Raw genomic sequence first — 14,317 nt, 5'->3', positions numbered from 1 at the left:
CTAAAATTATTATTCTCATCATAATTTCCGACAAAATTGACTTCCTATGGAAAAAATTCAGGCCGATGGCCTGCCATTGCCCCAGCGATACGGTGCAATTTTAACCATTGTTATTGGCATCTCTATGGCAGTACTGGACGGCGCAATTGCTAACGTTGCCCTGCCGACGATTGCCACCGATCTTCAGGCCTCCGCGGCCAGCTCAATCTGGGTCGTTAACGCCTACCAAATCGCTATTGTCGTATCACTCCTGTCACTCTCATTTTTGGGTGATATGTTTGGCTACCGTCGCATATACAAGTGCGGACTGGTGGTATTTCTGCTCGCATCACTTTTCTGTGCCCTCTCCGATTCGCTGCACATGCTCACACTGGCGCGCGTGGCCCAGGGGTTTGGCGGCGCGGCTTTGATGAGCGTGAATACCGCACTCATTCGCCTGATTTATCCGCAACGTCAGCTTGGACGAGGCATGGGGATCAACTCCTTTATCGTAGCGGTTTCCTCAGCAGCAGGCCCGACTATTGCGGCAGCGATCCTCTCGATTGCCTCGTGGAAATGGTTGTTTCTGATTAACGTCCCACTGGGGATTATCGCGTTGCTGCTGGCCATGCGCTTCCTGCCACCTAATACACCGCGTAGCAATAAGCCACGTTTTGACCTGCCTAGTGCAGTGATGAATGCGCTAACGTTTGGCTTGTTGATTACTGCACTCAGTGGGTTCGCGCAAGGGCAATCGCTTAAGTTAATTGGTGCTGAGCTCGTAGGTCTCATCGTGGTAGGTTTCTTCTTTATCCGTCGCCAGCTCGCACTGCCGGTACCATTACTACCGGTTGATCTGCTGCGAATTCCGCTGTTTTCACTCTCAATTTGTACGTCAATCTGTTCATTCAGTGCGCAAATGTTGGCGATGGTTTCTCTGCCCTTCTTTTTGCAAACCGTACTGGGTCGTAGCGAAGTCGAAACAGGACTACTTCTGACTCCATGGCCGCTGGCAACCATGGTGATGGCCCCGCTGGCTGGTTATCTGATTGAACGCGTTCATGCGGGTCTTTTAGGTGCGCTGGGTATGGCCGTGATGGCAAGCGGATTATTTGCACTGGTGCTACTCCCTTCTGCGCCCTCCGATTTTAATATCATCTGGCCGATGATATTGTGCGGCGCGGGCTTTGGCTTGTTCCAGTCACCGAATAACCACACCATCATCACCTCCGCACCGCGTGAACGCAGCGGCGGGGCGAGCGGGATGCTGGGGACTGCGCGCTTGTTAGGACAAAGTACCGGCGCGGCGCTGGTGGCGTTAATGCTCAATCAGTTTGGTGGCAGCGGGACACATATGTCGCTGATAACCGCGGGCGTACTGGCAACGGCTGCCGCCATAGTGAGCGGCTTACGTATTACGCAGCCGCGCGCATAAACGAAAAGCCCGGCAAAACTCCGCCGGGCTTTTCGTCAGTGATTATTCACAGATGTCACCACTCCGATTGGTACATAGGATTGGACGGATCGTCGGTATCTCCCATTATACAATCTGAAAAAAACTCCAGACTAAATCCTGCTGTGGCTAACTGCATCAATTTACGCTGCTCATCGGTCAAATTCGCTGTTGGGTCGAGTTCTTCTGTTGAAGCTGCATCATCTGCGAAAACTGGCGTTGTGCTGATGGTCATATCGCTCATGACAAATACCTATTTGAGAAATTCTTTTTGGGTTTCCTGCAAGGCTTCTATCGTCGATGACAATACCTTGGTCAGGTTATTGAAGATGGTATTTGCCTGGCTTAATTTTTCGGACATAACTTGTGACTGACTTTCTACTGTACTAGACATGGTGTTCATCGAGCTTTCCCACTCGTTAAACAAGCTGCTACTGATAGTGGCAAATTGATTCGCGTTGTGTCCGTCAAAATCCCAGGTCGATGCGGGAGAGACATAAATATTCGCTTTACCCTTTTCATCATCATCTATATCATATGACTCCTTCATTACAACAACACTTTCTGTAACATGTACAATAGTCTTACTACCAGCTTCACCATTAGTTTTTGCTGGGTCCAGCATTGTCGTTGGGATTAAAAAGCAATCATATTCCTTATAATCTTCAGTAGCTGTTGATGTTATGAGTGTATACCCCTCTGGGATATAAAATTCTCTACCATCTGAGTATAACTCGTCTACGGGGACAATTTTCATATCCTTAGACGTTGGGAGAACTACATATGATTTTGTGCCCTTTTCATTTCCAGTATATCTTGGATCGATAGTAGTGAGAGTTAAACCAGGCGGTGTATCTGCCATTGCTGGAGGAGCACTTCCGGCATCGGCTCGATAGCCATACTCTTCAGATTCCTCAGCACCATGAGCCTTAAAATCCCAATCGGCAACATCGCTAACATAGATATTGGTTGCATCCCCCGGATTGGTAGACTTTGCTGGGCTCGCTCCGGTCGTATTATAGGTTTCAGTTTCAAGAACAATATCTTCCGTGACATGATAAACCCCCTTGTCATCGACTTTTAACTTATCTGTTGGTATCAGAAAGCAATCATACTCTTTAAAATCTGTAGTCTCCGTTGATGTCACTAACGTATAACCCGGTGGGCAGCTGCGATTTTTAGCTTTCTCCTCAGGCACAAGTTGTAAGTCTTTTTTTGTGGGAATAACAAAATATTCGTTATCTGTTTTATCCCCATGCTGTGAATCATTTGCGTCGTTAGCCTTATAATTACGTGTGTAAGGCTTATTGCCGTAATAGTTAGGATCAACACGATGCAAACCAATATCGTCTGCAGTGGGAGCTTCCGCAGCAGTCGACGATCCAGCGTCTGAGCGATAACCCCACAGGCTATACATTGCTTCTTTGGCATCTCGTACCGGCTGGAGATCCGGGTAGACATATAGGGTATAGGTGCCATCAGCCTCCATCACTAAATAAAGCCGACAGTCCTCTTCTGGTGGTTCATTAGCATTAGCGACAGTCTCAACCACCGTGATATTGTCAATATCATCCCCTGGAATCCCCGTATCTATTGCCATTTTCCCATCAGCGCCAGCATCGATATGTGTGTTGATAATCAGCTGATCGGATAATTCCAGTTGTTCTGCCCAATAATAAACCCCCTGGGCATCTAACCCACGGATAGCAACGGGGCCACGATCGGGATAGGGACCTGCCGTCGTTGCGGGGTTAATGGGCGTCGTGTTAATATTACCGTCGGCATCATATATCCCCCATCCGTCAATTATAGCGTCAAGTTCATCCTGCACACCACCGACATCGATTTTCATTTTATCGCCGCTAGTGGAGACAAATGACACCATCCGCGCTTTAAAGCTGTTAACATCGTCCAGAAATTCAACGCTTTGTTTAGCAAGATCCGTATAAACATCCATGTAACCCGTTTGCAGGTTGCTAAGTTCAGTCTCGATATTGCCGTAGATTTCCCAGTCACTCTCGGGATAACTCACCCCATCGCCATGATCGTTATCATTTGACCAGATATAGGTGCTGAAATCGATATCATCGTCAATCTTGCCATCACCATCCTTATCCATATTTTTGTCGAAGGTAATATCCCAACTCAGCTTAACGTTAGCGGAGTCTTGCGAAGGTTCTCCCGAGTTATCCTCGCTTGTAGCACCGATATTCATGAGCTGAGAAAGTGAGGACTTCAACATATTCTGCGCAGGAGTGGTATCGATAAGGATCCCCTTGGCGAGGATTTGATGATATTGTTCAGAATATACGGCCAGTTTTTCTGTCAATATATCAATCACCTGCTGTTGGGGTGTCCCCGTTTCCGCAGCGTCAGCAGTTGTCGACGCTTGTAGCGCCTCAGGCGATGAAGCAACCGCATTCGTGGTTGTAGGTAGAGTTGAAAATGAAAGTTGCCCTGCTGCTGTAACACTTGTAGACATCGTATCTTTCCCTGAAAGGTGTGCAACGGTTTAGTTACCTGGCATCGCGGCAAGCGTATCCTGGGATTGCACATAATGAAGCAATTGTATGTTGCTGGTAATTGCAAGTTTCTGCATCGCGTTGTGCTTATGTACCGCAACCGTACAGACTGAACGCTTGAGAAGGTTTGCAATCTCTTTTACCCGCATGCCTCGTGCATACAGGCGAATAATTTCGAGCTCTCGTGAGGTTAACCGGGACTGCTGTTGAGCATAATCTGTAGCCATGTCCGTCCGTTGGATCCGCGGAGAAATATAAAAGCGCTTTGCCGCCAAATCGGATAACGCTTTTGGCAGGCAACGTTCCAAATCATCTTTCTTGCTTATTAACGCGTGCACCCCTGACGCCCGGAGGCGCCGGAGTGAAGGAGTCAACGTGTAGTTTTCACTTACCAGCGCAATCAGCTTGAGTTCCGGTGCTATCTTTTGAATTCTCGCTATATAATGACTGGCGTCATTATTTTCACAGTCAAAAGATACATCAACAATCAGAACTAAATTTTTATCATTGCGCTTGCCTGATAACGCGTGAATTAATTCATCCCGCGAATGAGTTACAAATGCAATATCCGCAGACCCGGCAAGAAGGCTGCGTAATCCCGTAATAACAATAGGTTCATCACTGGCAACCGCAACGGAGAGTCGAGAATGTAGGAGTTTATGGGACATACTCAGTTCCTTCTTATGTAAACGCTAATCAATCCTTAATTAGCTAATTAATAAATTTATTCACGATAATTTCATTCAAGACAAAGCAACTCAAATTATTTATTCTAACTTTAGAATTAACAATACATTAAATCATTTTGTCAATGAATGGTCTTATACTCCCTTATCACATTTTTAATATATTTATGTGTCTCATTAAACGGAGGGATTTGATTGCTATACTTTGCAACGTTCCCCTCTCCCGCGTTATATGCAGCCAGAACCAGTTCGAGATTACTGCTATAGCGTTTCGTCAATTCTGAGAGCAAATAAGTGCCAAGATGAATATTCAACTCGGGATCAGATAATCTATGTTTTTCAAGAGAATAGCCCAATGCTGAAGACAGGCGGTTCGCTGTTTCAGGCATCAACTGCATTAAACCCACAGCACCTTTTGCCGAGATAATGTCCGGATTAAATCCAGACTCAACGGCCATAACCGCCTTAACGAAATACGGATCAACACCATACCGCCGGGCAAAGTGGCCGATAACCTTATCGTAACGACCGTTTGCCACCAGTGCCGTAAACCTGCGTCGCGGTGAGGTACGCGATATGCGAATGGCGGAATTGGCTTTCGTGGCCTGCCAGCGTTGCACGGCATCATTTTTCGCGATAGCGCAACGCCGACCTTTGTTTGACGTTCGTTGCTGTTCGACATACATGATTCCCTGAGCATCTTCATAACACCACTGCACTGCCATCGCAGGAGGCATGAAACAACACAGTAAAATAAATATACTATTGCGCATTTCCATCCCCTTCCTTGTTTGTTTCCGCATTTTCTTTATCGCTGTTAACATCAACCTCCATCTCTTCTGACTCGTCATTCTGAGGATTATCATCTTTCCATGCCTGTTCCATCTGCTCGAGCCATGTCAGTAATCGCATAATTTCATCAATACTGTTGCTATCAATAAAAGTATAAATTTTCGCCGTCTTAAAAATTCGCCGTGCCAGCGAGATATTGCGGATAACAGGGATATTGTTCTTTTCCGCGAAAGCAATAACCGCAACAGCGCGAGAGTTTTTCTCGATGACTGAAATAAAAGGTAAACCAATTACCGTAGGATTAAAGTAAATTCCTAATGCGATATGTGTTGGGTTAGCTAATACCATTTTTGAAGTCAATACATTTGCTTTAGTCTGTTCAGAAAGCAATTCACGATGCAACTGCTTACGCGCACTTTTAATGTGTTGATCACCTTCATTATTCTTATACTCTTGCTTTATTTCCTGTTTGGTCATCATCAAGTCTTTAATATATAAATAAAAATCGACCAAAGCATCAAATGCCATAATAATTAAAAATGGTAACAAGGTATAACAAAAAAGCAATGGCATCAGTCCACGCCACACACTAATAAAGTGCTGGATCCCGCCTGTCGGTATAGTAAACAGTCGAGTGTGATATTTTATAATAAAAACACTAAAGCCCGTGAGTGCCATTCCAAGATACAAAATTGCTTTTATACTGTCTTTGAGCCCCCTGATACTAAATATTTCTTTAAATCCTTTTATTGGATTAATGGCATTCAGATCCAATCGAACCGCCTCCGACGCCATTTTAAAACGTGTTTGTATCAATGTCACCAGTGCCGAAGTGAAAACAGAAATCAGAGCGATACCAGAAATAATTTTAAACGTTGTTGTGAATACCAGTCGCGCATATTCTCCGGTTGATAGCATGAAACCACTACTGACGAATAAATCGAAATAAAATGTTAACTCTCTCGCATCAATGGTCATCCACACAAATGAAGATACTGCAATTAATGTAAGTAAACCTACAAAATCTCGACTAAGAAACATCTGCCCCTTTTTGGCAGAATCTTCTTTCTTCTTATGTGTTGGTTGTTCTGTTTTTTCTTCACTCATTATGCTTAACTCTTCGGTAAAAAATCACTCAGCCGTAATCCTGTCAACTGGGAGATAAGTAATGGTGTCAAATAAATCAACAGTACGAAAATGGCGATAACACTCTTTAACGTTAATGCAACAGAAAAAGCATTCAGCTGTGATGCGAAACGTGAAAGTAAACCAAGTGCACATTCTGTGACAAATAATGCGACGACGATAGGCCCTACCAAAATTAAAGCCTTTAGCATTAACTCATTAACAAGATGAACCACTTGTAATGCTAATACTTTGTCAAAGTGAAAGGATTGTGCCACCGGAAATATTTGATAACTTTTTTTTATCGCCTCACAAAGCGTAACCATTCCGCCACTTAGCATAAAAGTCGCACCATAGAAATAGTTCATAAAACTGGCGAAAACCGATGTTTCAACCCCTATACCTGGATTCATAGTACTACTGATAGTTGCTCCGCGCTGGTTGTCAATAACCTCACCTACCACCAAAGCAGTCCAGAATGGCACTGACAGGCAAATACCACATAGTAAACCAATGATCGCTTCCCGAACGATAATCACCATTGGTGGCGCCGCTGGCGCTAGTGGAAACTGCACACTCAGCAGGGGCAAAAAACCGACAAGCATAAAGCACGTAATGACATTTTTGGTTATCATTCCCCCTAGCACCTGGCTGTTAAACCAGGGTAAGAAAAATGTTATTGGCAGAAGTCTGGCCATCCCGATAACAATCAACAGGATATATTCATGGTAGAGCACATAAACATTCATAGGCAACTCATTAGGGTATCTGGAATGCCAGGGCTAACACTTCGGCAGCGAAACTTTTCAGGCTGGAGACAAACCAAGGGGCAGTCATAAAAAGCGCGGCACATACTGCCAGCAATTTGATACCAAATGGCAAGGTCTGTTCCTGGATATGAGTGATTGCCTGAAGAAGGGCCACAACTATCCCCACCACCGTTGCAACAATAACTGGAACTGAAGATAATATTAAGACCATATATAGTGCTTTATTGCCTATATAAAAGATACTGTCCATTGTTATCCCGCCGTTTTCCATAACGCTGCGTACTGCATGACCATGCCGGTCGCAATTTTTGACCAGCCATCAATGGCAACAAAAAGTACCAACTTTATTGGTAATGATATTGTTACAGGACTCATCATCATCATGCCGAGAGCCAATAATACGTTGGAAACTAACAGATCCACTACAATAAAAGGAAGATAAACATAGAAACCTAAAACAAAGGCACTTTTTATTTCACTCAGTGAATAAGCCGCTAACAGCGTAAATAACGAGCTATTCTCAACTGTTGGTTTTACCCCAACAACCTGATGATCATCCGTTACGGGATATTGCTGCTGATAGATATTACTAAAAAATGTCAGGAGTTCTTTATCAGAAAATCGGTATAAATAGTTTTTATATCCAGAAAGGCCGTTATCAATGAAGTTTTGTACTGACTCAACATTATCGAAAGAGACACCTTCCTGGCGATAATAATCATACCCCTGCAGGGCAACAGGCGACATAACGAAAGCAGTTAATAGTAGTGAGATACCATTCAAGGTCATATTGGATGGCGCCTGCTGTAAACCTATGGCGTTGCGTATCAATGAAAAAACAATAGAGAATTTAATAAAACACGTTCCGCCCGCAATAAAAAATGGCAGAAGTGTCGCAAGACTCAGAATCCCTACCAGACCAATACTATTATAATCCGTCATAATTTCATCTCACAATGTGTTGTAAACTTCCTCTATTTCCACCGCCAGACGATCATCCAGTAAAACAAGTTCTCCCTTGGCTAACGTTCGTCCCTGAACCCGGAGTTCAACATCAACTTTGTTGTCTCCCAGACCAATCTGTGTATCTAATACATCGCCGTTTTGTATTTTGCTAATTTCTGCTAATGTCATGGTTGTTTCACTGAGTACAAACTCAATGTTTAGTTTGAGTCCATCGGTCGTCCATAACTTATCAACAAGATCATTATTTGTTTGACTATCCATAATATCCTCACTTACAGTAAAATTGTGATTTTCATATTGGAGTGCACAATATTCTATGTTTCCGACATAAAGATAAATTTGAACATTCGTAATCCACAAGGCATCACCAATGGCCAAATTCTCGATATCACTCACGGGTAACGATGTGATTCCGAGAGAGACTTTGATGGGACAAAGCAAATGCTGGCAATCGTTTACTGTTTCCGTAATCGGCACATCTAATGAGGTTAGGGATGTTTTTGGAAACCAAACGAAACCGGCATCGTCACCTGAACTGTAGAATTTTTCATGCAAAGGAATCTGACATTCTGGGTCCTCAATAACAACTTCAGCAATAGGTTCTGAAAACCACTCAGTCCCCAGGGAGAGATTAGATAACAACTCACTGTACAACGAAGAAATAAATTTGTTTCCCATCTGCTGAACAGAAAATCGAGCATCCTCCAGGCCATATTTCTGCAAAAGCGTTTCTGCAGAGACAAAAAAACATACCTCCGTGCCGGCGTAAACACCGCTACAATGGATGAACGCTCCCTGCACTCGTGTATGATTTGTCAGCAAAGCGGTAGCATTGCGCGCGCAGTACTGCATGATCAGATTTTCTGTGGCATCCAGGTGCCGTAAACACGAAAAAAGGGTATTCACGTCTCCTCCTCCTCGTCATTTAAAACATCCTGGTTTGCCTCATTCTGCTGCTGTGAGTTTTGCTGATTCTGCAGATAGTCATTCGCCGTCGGCACGGCATTATCTACGCGCAATCCGTGCAAAGGATGTTGCTGTTGGAAATTTACCAGTTGCTGTTCAGTTTCAATATTCGATGGCATAATTTGTATTTGCGTATCAGATTTATTCTGTGCGTGTTCTATGCGTACCTGAGCCGTTTGTTGAGTAGGAAAGGTCCATCTAACTTCGGTCACATTCGATTTCGTGTTTACCTCAGGCGCTACATTTTTGGCAGACATTAATTGCTGCTGATTAACTGTCTCCTTTCCGCGTTCTCCAGAAGATAACTTTTCCGCTACCGATCCAGATTCATCGATAACCTTGTCAGGTACTACCATTGCGGATAGAACTGTTATCTCCGAAGATTCATTTTTTTTCTTATCCGTTTTCTGAGTATTCTCTTGATGTTGCGGAGCGGCTGCGGTAAAAATTGTTGCCGATCCACTGTGGGTCAGGCGCCCTACATCAACGCTGGCATGTTGGCTAATATTCACGGTGGAAATACGTGTTAGCACATTAGATACTGACTTATTACCCGTATTATTCGTTTGTAGCTGCTGCACCAATTTGGCCGACAGAGAGGATAATAGCGGTTCTCCAGCTAATATTGTCGATGCTGCAATCTGGTCCGTTTGTTCGGTGCCCTTATCTCCTTTTTTCTCATCTTTGTTATCGTCAACGGTCTCAATTTTAGTATTCTTTTTCGACTTGATATCAGTATCATTCAATAAATTCTGAATGATACCATCAATAGATTGCACGCCGTCACAAGAGCCCATGTTTTCTGCTGAATGTGCTTTAACTGATGATGTTTTTATATTTTCCATGCAATACATTCCTCTATAGAATATTCTTCCTGAGCAATTTTTTTAACACTACGTAAACGTTTAACTTTTTATTGGCATAAAGACCACTTACGTTTTTTTCTTTCATATCTGGCGCGTAACTGCAACAGACGCGATTTTTCATCTTCTTGTTCATGCTGACTTGCTATTAACTCATTTTTTTCCGCATCCAGACGATATAAAACTGAGAGCAGCAATGATTCTTTTCTCTTAATAGCATATATATTGTCCTTCGTTACTGCACTGTCGGTAACTCCATGCCATAAGGTGATGATACTGCCATCAGTCTCCTTGTGACGTTCAGCATTAACATTCAGCAAATTTTTAAATCGCTCAATTTCGCGCTCAATACGCGTCACTTTCAGAACAAGGCTATCGCAGTACGTTGAATACAAATTTTCCATACTTTTATATGGCATGCAGTGACTCCAACATTTGTGTAAATGATGTTTTATCTTCCATCTTTTGCTGGAGAAAATTCTTTATAATGTCAGTTTTCCCGACAATATTATCTGTTGCTGGATTTTCACCCGGTTGGTATTCACCTAATTCAATCATCAGCTTCAGCTCGTCCAGTTTTGACAAATAATTTCGAAATAAAGACGCAGCTTCACGTTGCTCATCAGATGATACTGCACGCGTTACACGACTGACGCTACGTAATACGTCAATTGCCGGATAATGTCCTGTACCAGCCAGTTTTCTGGAAAGATAAATATGCCCATCGAGAATCGAGCGTACTTCATCACCGATGGGGTCTACCTCCTCTTCTTCTTCGAGCAGTACCGTATAGAACGCAGTAATGCTGCCGAATCGGGTTTTCCCACTTCTTTCCAGAATCCGCGGCAAATTGTCAAAAACAGATGATGGGTAACCGCGTCTTGCTGGCATTTCTCCAGCTGAAAGCGCAACGTCACGAAGCGCACGGGCATAGCGTGTCATTGAATCAATCATCAGCACAACATTCTTGCCGGCATCGCGAAAATATTCGGCAATAGTGGTGGCAATAAGCGCTGCATTCCGTCTTTCGACAGCGGGTCGGTCGGAAGTAGTATAGACGACAATGGTTTTATCACGCTTATCCTCCGGGATCCCTTCAGCTAAAAACTCGGTAACCTCCCTGCCTCGCTCACCAACCAGTGCAATAACGTAGACATCTGCAGATGAATGGCTAATGATCATTGTCATTAATGACGTTTTTCCGGCCCCAGCCCCAGCAAAAATCCCTACACGTTGGCCTATGCCACAAGTCAATAACCCGTCGATAGCTCTGACACCTGTCGCAAATAAGCTATCGATTGGCCGTCGCTCACTATAATCTGGCGGAGATTGCATAATGGGTCGAAGCATCGGTAAAGATGCGATACCAGGCGTTGGTGACGCAAAACGTTCACAAATCTCGCCTTGTGCATTAATAACTGTACCCAGCGTGTCCATCGATACTGAAAGTGAGAAAGCAGTACCATCCGGAACAATAATATTGGAGCATGAAATACCCTCAGACCCGCCCAGCAAACACAGCACAGCATTGCCCTGGCTAAAACCAATAGTCTCTGCTTGTCCAATAATTCTTGGGTCGCTCAGCGAGCGATAAATACGACATCGTTCACCAATGAATGTATTGCGTAACGGTGCAGTAATGATCGTCCCCTGAATAGAAGTTATCCTGGCGTTACAATCAAAAATATCACTCAGCAAGATTTCCTGCATTATTTTAGCGCCTGGCTAAATTCATCGACACGCTCATAAAACTGGCTCAATACATCCGCCAACAATTCACCATGCTCAATTGCATCTTCATTTAAAAATACTCTTAGCACAAAACTCCCATCATCTTCAACCAGCTGTAACTGACCTGTCATGCTCCAGTCACAAGTTGCTACCAATGATTCGATAAGTTGTGGAGCAGCATTTAATAAGGCATGACTGTTATATTTTGCAACAGCACTCCAAAGAGCCACAATACCGTTAACAGTGCTAAACATGATTGACGGTTTTTCACCAAAACTAAGCTCGATTGTGGAGTGATGATCTATATCAGAGATCAACGATGGATCACATCCCATTATCTCAAGCGCCTGTTTGAGGGTATCTACAATTTTTGAAACATCCATTTAATTAATCCACCATTTTGATTACGTTAACTTTAACACTTTCTGATATTTCGCCAAATGAAATGACATCCAGATCAGAAAATTGTGACATTATCAAACGCTTAGTATAGCGTCTGATATCAACTGCCGTTAGAAATACAACATCCTTTCTTGAAAGGTTCAATAAATGATGCTCAAACCTATCAATAACAAACTCATTATCTGCCGGTTCCATATTGATAAATGACCCAGAAGCAGATGTTTTAATTCCCTTACGGATTTTATTTTCAATCTCAGGCGATAACACCATCACCGACAATACATTCTCAGTCGAAAACTTATCCGAAATATAGCGAGCTAATGCACTGCGTACATGCTCTACCAACTGGATAGTATCTCTCTCTTTTCCGCCCCACAGCGCCAACGCTTCCAGCACTGCTTTCATATTTCTTACTGAAATGCGCTCACTTAACAAACGCTGCAAGACTTCAGATACTCGCTGAACAGTACAATGTCTGTAAGTTTCCTTTAATAACTCAGGATACTGGCGTTCAAATTTATCCATAATATTTTTGGTTTCCTGAATACCAAACAGCTCAGGAATCTGTGCCGTCACCAGCGACTGAAAAGAGAGCATCATTTCATCTTCTGCCGAACGCAGCGTAAATCCCAAAGATGAACATAACTCCTGGCTCTGTTCGGCGACCCAGTATTCTTTTTCATTTCCATATTCAGTGGTGATTACATCAATGCCGGGTAAATCAATAATACCGTCAAGATTCAAAAGTTTAAAATATCCAAAGTTAATTGGAAATACACCTGCAGTAACTTCATTGATCAGGACAACAACATGGTTCAGCTGTACGTTTGGGCTCATTATTACACTGACTTTCGGGAGTTCAATGCCATAGTTAAGGTAAAAATCCTGTGAAAAACGCATGCCAAAATGTTCAAGATCCAGATCGCTAAAATCCTGCTCTGGGAGCATTACCATCAACGGTACAGTTTCAGGTATAATACTTGCCGTGGGTAAAAGAGTATATCCTTCACTACCAGAACTTCCCCCTGGACTCATTTTTATACTCCCCGAAGACGTTGCTTGCTTTTTAGCTTTAATCGTACGGTTAAAATAAACAGCAAGAATAATTCCAGCTATAAGCATAAAAACGATCAACGGGAATCCCGGAAGACAACCAATTAAAATGGCTACAATTGCCGTAACAATCAACACAAAATCACGCTGGAAAATCTGATCAATGATATTGTTACCCAGATTTTTCCCGTCCTCACTCACCCTTGTTACCACAAAGCCGGTACCGATAGAAATAAGCAAAGCCGGAATCTGCGCGACCAAGGCATCGCCAATTGTTAAAATCGTATAGACATCGGTGGCCCCACTAAAGGACATACCATGGCGCCCCATGCCAATAGAAACGCCACCAATGAAGTTGACAAAGATAATCACAATGCTGGCAATTGCATCTCCCTTGATAAATTTCATTGTACCATCTAATGCACCATACAATTGGCTCTCCTTTTCCAACATGGAGCGTCGCCGTTGGGCATCATCAGCATCAATATTACCCGCTCGCAGATCCGCATCAATACTCATCTGTTTACCGGGCATGGCATCAAGAGAAAAACGCGCACTAACTTCTGCGACACGCTCTGAACCTTTGGTTATAACAATAAATTGAAAAAGTGTAACAATTGAAAAAATGATAAAGCCGACAACGATATCCCCTGCAATAACAAAGTTACCAAATGTTGTAATAATGTGTCCTGCATCAGCCTGGACCAGTATCATACGACTGGTACTGATAGATAACGCAAGACGGAAGAGCGTTGTAATGAGCAAAAGTGATGGTAATGCGGAAAATTCCAACACTTTCTGTATATAAAATGTGCCAATAAATATTAAAATAGAAAATGTAATATTAAAGGCTAATAATACATCAATAAGCCATGTTGGTAATGGTATAATCAACATGGCTAATATTAATATCATCAATACAACCAAAAATAATTCTGGTCTCTGCGCTATTTTCTGCCACATATGTTTCTCAGACTACGCTATAAATGTTAATTACACTCTGTATACT

At 43.1% G+C, this 14,317-nt stretch carries 15 protein-coding genes; 1 reads left to right on the top strand and 14 read right to left on the bottom strand.

What is annotated here, in order from left to right:
* Window positions 1–46: 46 nt before the first annotated feature.
* Window positions 47–1,414 carry an MFS transporter gene (locus NNO03_RS07550; RefSeq protein ID WP_271449215.1) on the top strand — a complete coding sequence of 456 codons (1,368 nt, stop codon included), beginning with the start codon at window positions 47–49 and terminating at the stop codon, window positions 1,412–1,414.
* Between the two features lie 55 nt (window positions 1,415–1,469).
* Here NNO03_RS07550 and NNO03_RS07545 read toward each other — a convergent pair whose 3' ends face one another.
* The 14 genes from NNO03_RS07545 to NNO03_RS07480 form a co-directional block, all read right to left on the bottom strand.
* Entirely contained in the window at window positions 1,470–1,676 is a 207-nt protein-coding gene (locus tag NNO03_RS07545) for a hypothetical protein (RefSeq protein WP_271449214.1), read from the bottom strand.
* A 9-nt stretch (window positions 1,677–1,685) separates the two neighbouring features.
* Window positions 1,686–3,914: an IpaD/SipD/SspD family type III secretion system needle tip protein gene (locus NNO03_RS07540; protein WP_271449213.1), complete on the bottom strand. Its 2,229-nt coding sequence runs from the start codon at window positions 3,912–3,914 to the stop codon at window positions 1,686–1,688.
* A 30-nt stretch (window positions 3,915–3,944) separates the two neighbouring features.
* A complete protein-coding gene (locus NNO03_RS07535; protein WP_271449212.1) occupies window positions 3,945–4,622 on the bottom strand; it encodes a response regulator transcription factor in 678 nt (225 codons plus the stop codon).
* Window positions 4,623–4,762: 140 nt separating this feature from the next.
* Window positions 4,763–5,419: a lytic transglycosylase domain-containing protein gene (locus NNO03_RS07530; RefSeq protein WP_271449211.1), complete on the bottom strand. Its 657-nt coding sequence runs from the start codon at window positions 5,417–5,419 to the stop codon at window positions 4,763–4,765.
* Window positions 5,403–6,539: an EscU/YscU/HrcU family type III secretion system export apparatus switch protein gene (locus NNO03_RS07525; protein WP_271449210.1), complete on the bottom strand. Its 1,137-nt coding sequence runs from the start codon at window positions 6,537–6,539 to the stop codon at window positions 5,403–5,405. The genes NNO03_RS07530 and NNO03_RS07525 overlap by 17 nt, the downstream gene beginning before the upstream one ends.
* 5 nt (window positions 6,540–6,544) lie before the next feature.
* Window positions 6,545–7,306 (bottom strand): type III secretion system export apparatus subunit SctT, encoded by a 762-nt coding sequence (sctT, locus tag NNO03_RS07520; protein ID WP_271449209.1) that lies wholly within the window; start codon window positions 7,304–7,306, stop codon window positions 6,545–6,547.
* Window positions 7,307–7,316: 10 nt separating this feature from the next.
* The gene (gene sctS / locus NNO03_RS07515; RefSeq protein ID WP_040232355.1) at window positions 7,317–7,577 is read right to left on the bottom strand and encodes a type III secretion system export apparatus subunit SctS; all 261 of its coding nucleotides are present in this window, start codon (window positions 7,575–7,577) and stop codon (window positions 7,317–7,319) included.
* A 2-nt stretch (window positions 7,578–7,579) separates the two neighbouring features.
* Window positions 7,580–8,269 (bottom strand): EscR/YscR/HrcR family type III secretion system export apparatus protein, encoded by a 690-nt coding sequence (locus tag NNO03_RS07510; RefSeq protein WP_271449208.1) that lies wholly within the window; start codon window positions 8,267–8,269, stop codon window positions 7,580–7,582.
* A gap of 9 nt (window positions 8,270–8,278) precedes the next feature.
* Window positions 8,279–9,199 carry a FliM/FliN family flagellar motor switch protein gene (locus tag NNO03_RS07505; protein ID WP_271449207.1) on the bottom strand — a complete coding sequence of 307 codons (921 nt, stop codon included), beginning with the start codon at window positions 9,197–9,199 and terminating at the stop codon, window positions 8,279–8,281.
* Window positions 9,196–10,104, bottom strand: coding sequence for a hypothetical protein (locus tag NNO03_RS07500; RefSeq protein WP_271449206.1), 909 nt, complete (start codon window positions 10,102–10,104; stop codon window positions 9,196–9,198). The genes NNO03_RS07505 and NNO03_RS07500 overlap by 4 nt, the downstream gene beginning before the upstream one ends.
* Before the next feature lie 68 nt (window positions 10,105–10,172).
* The gene (locus NNO03_RS07495; protein ID WP_271449205.1) at window positions 10,173–10,541 is read right to left on the bottom strand and encodes a hypothetical protein; all 369 of its coding nucleotides are present in this window, start codon (window positions 10,539–10,541) and stop codon (window positions 10,173–10,175) included.
* Entirely contained in the window at window positions 10,531–11,832 is a 1,302-nt protein-coding gene (gene sctN / locus NNO03_RS07490; protein WP_271449204.1) for a type III secretion system ATPase SctN, read from the bottom strand. Before sctN ends, NNO03_RS07495 begins: the two co-directional genes overlap by 11 nt.
* Window positions 11,832–12,236 (bottom strand): hypothetical protein, encoded by a 405-nt coding sequence (locus NNO03_RS07485; protein ID WP_271449203.1) that lies wholly within the window; start codon window positions 12,234–12,236, stop codon window positions 11,832–11,834. Before NNO03_RS07485 ends, sctN begins: the two co-directional genes overlap by 1 nt.
* 4 nt (window positions 12,237–12,240) lie before the next feature.
* Window positions 12,241–14,271, bottom strand: coding sequence for an EscV/YscV/HrcV family type III secretion system export apparatus protein (locus NNO03_RS07480; protein WP_271449202.1), 2,031 nt, complete (start codon window positions 14,269–14,271; stop codon window positions 12,241–12,243).
* Between the last annotated feature and the right edge of the window lie 46 nt (window positions 14,272–14,317).

This window comes from Citrobacter sp. Igbk 16, from assembly GCF_028069755.1.
Classification (GTDB): Bacteria; Pseudomonadota; Gammaproteobacteria; order Enterobacterales; family Enterobacteriaceae; genus Citrobacter.
The sequence above is the reverse complement of the archived record's forward strand: the minus strand, read 5'-3'. Positions and strand labels throughout refer to the sequence as shown.

Excerpts from the sequence above, each read along its gene's own strand:
- NNO03_RS07550 (WP_271449215.1), top strand. The coding sequence starts at position 47 with ATGGAAAAAATTCAGGCCGATGGCCTGCCATTGCCCCAGCGATACGGT.
- NNO03_RS07545 (WP_271449214.1), bottom strand. The coding sequence starts at position 1,676 with ATGAGCGATATGACCATCAGCACAACGCCAGTTTTCGCAGATGATGCA.
- NNO03_RS07540 (WP_271449213.1), bottom strand. The coding sequence starts at position 3,914 with ATGTCTACAAGTGTTACAGCAGCAGGGCAACTTTCATTTTCAACTCTA.
- NNO03_RS07535 (WP_271449212.1), bottom strand. The coding sequence starts at position 4,622 with ATGTCCCATAAACTCCTACATTCTCGACTCTCCGTTGCGGTTGCCAGT.
- NNO03_RS07530 (WP_271449211.1), bottom strand. The coding sequence starts at position 5,419 with ATGGAAATGCGCAATAGTATATTTATTTTACTGTGTTGTTTCATGCCT.
- NNO03_RS07525 (WP_271449210.1), bottom strand. The coding sequence starts at position 6,539 with ATGAGTGAAGAAAAAACAGAACAACCAACACATAAGAAGAAAGAAGAT.
- sctT (WP_271449209.1), bottom strand. The coding sequence starts at position 7,306 with ATGAATGTTTATGTGCTCTACCATGAATATATCCTGTTGATTGTTATC.
- sctS (WP_040232355.1), bottom strand. The coding sequence starts at position 7,577 with ATGGACAGTATCTTTTATATAGGCAATAAAGCACTATATATGGTCTTA.
- NNO03_RS07510 (WP_271449208.1), bottom strand. The coding sequence starts at position 8,269 with ATGACGGATTATAATAGTATTGGTCTGGTAGGGATTCTGAGTCTTGCG.
- NNO03_RS07500 (WP_271449206.1), bottom strand. The coding sequence starts at position 10,104 with ATGGAAAATATAAAAACATCATCAGTTAAAGCACATTCAGCAGAAAAC.
- NNO03_RS07495 (WP_271449205.1), bottom strand. The coding sequence starts at position 10,541 with ATGCCATATAAAAGTATGGAAAATTTGTATTCAACGTACTGCGATAGC.
- sctN (WP_271449204.1), bottom strand. The coding sequence starts at position 11,832 with ATGCAGGAAATCTTGCTGAGTGATATTTTTGATTGTAACGCCAGGATA.
- NNO03_RS07485 (WP_271449203.1), bottom strand. The coding sequence starts at position 12,236 with ATGGATGTTTCAAAAATTGTAGATACCCTCAAACAGGCGCTTGAGATA.
- NNO03_RS07480 (WP_271449202.1), bottom strand. The coding sequence starts at position 14,271 with ATGTGGCAGAAAATAGCGCAGAGACCAGAATTATTTTTGGTTGTATTG.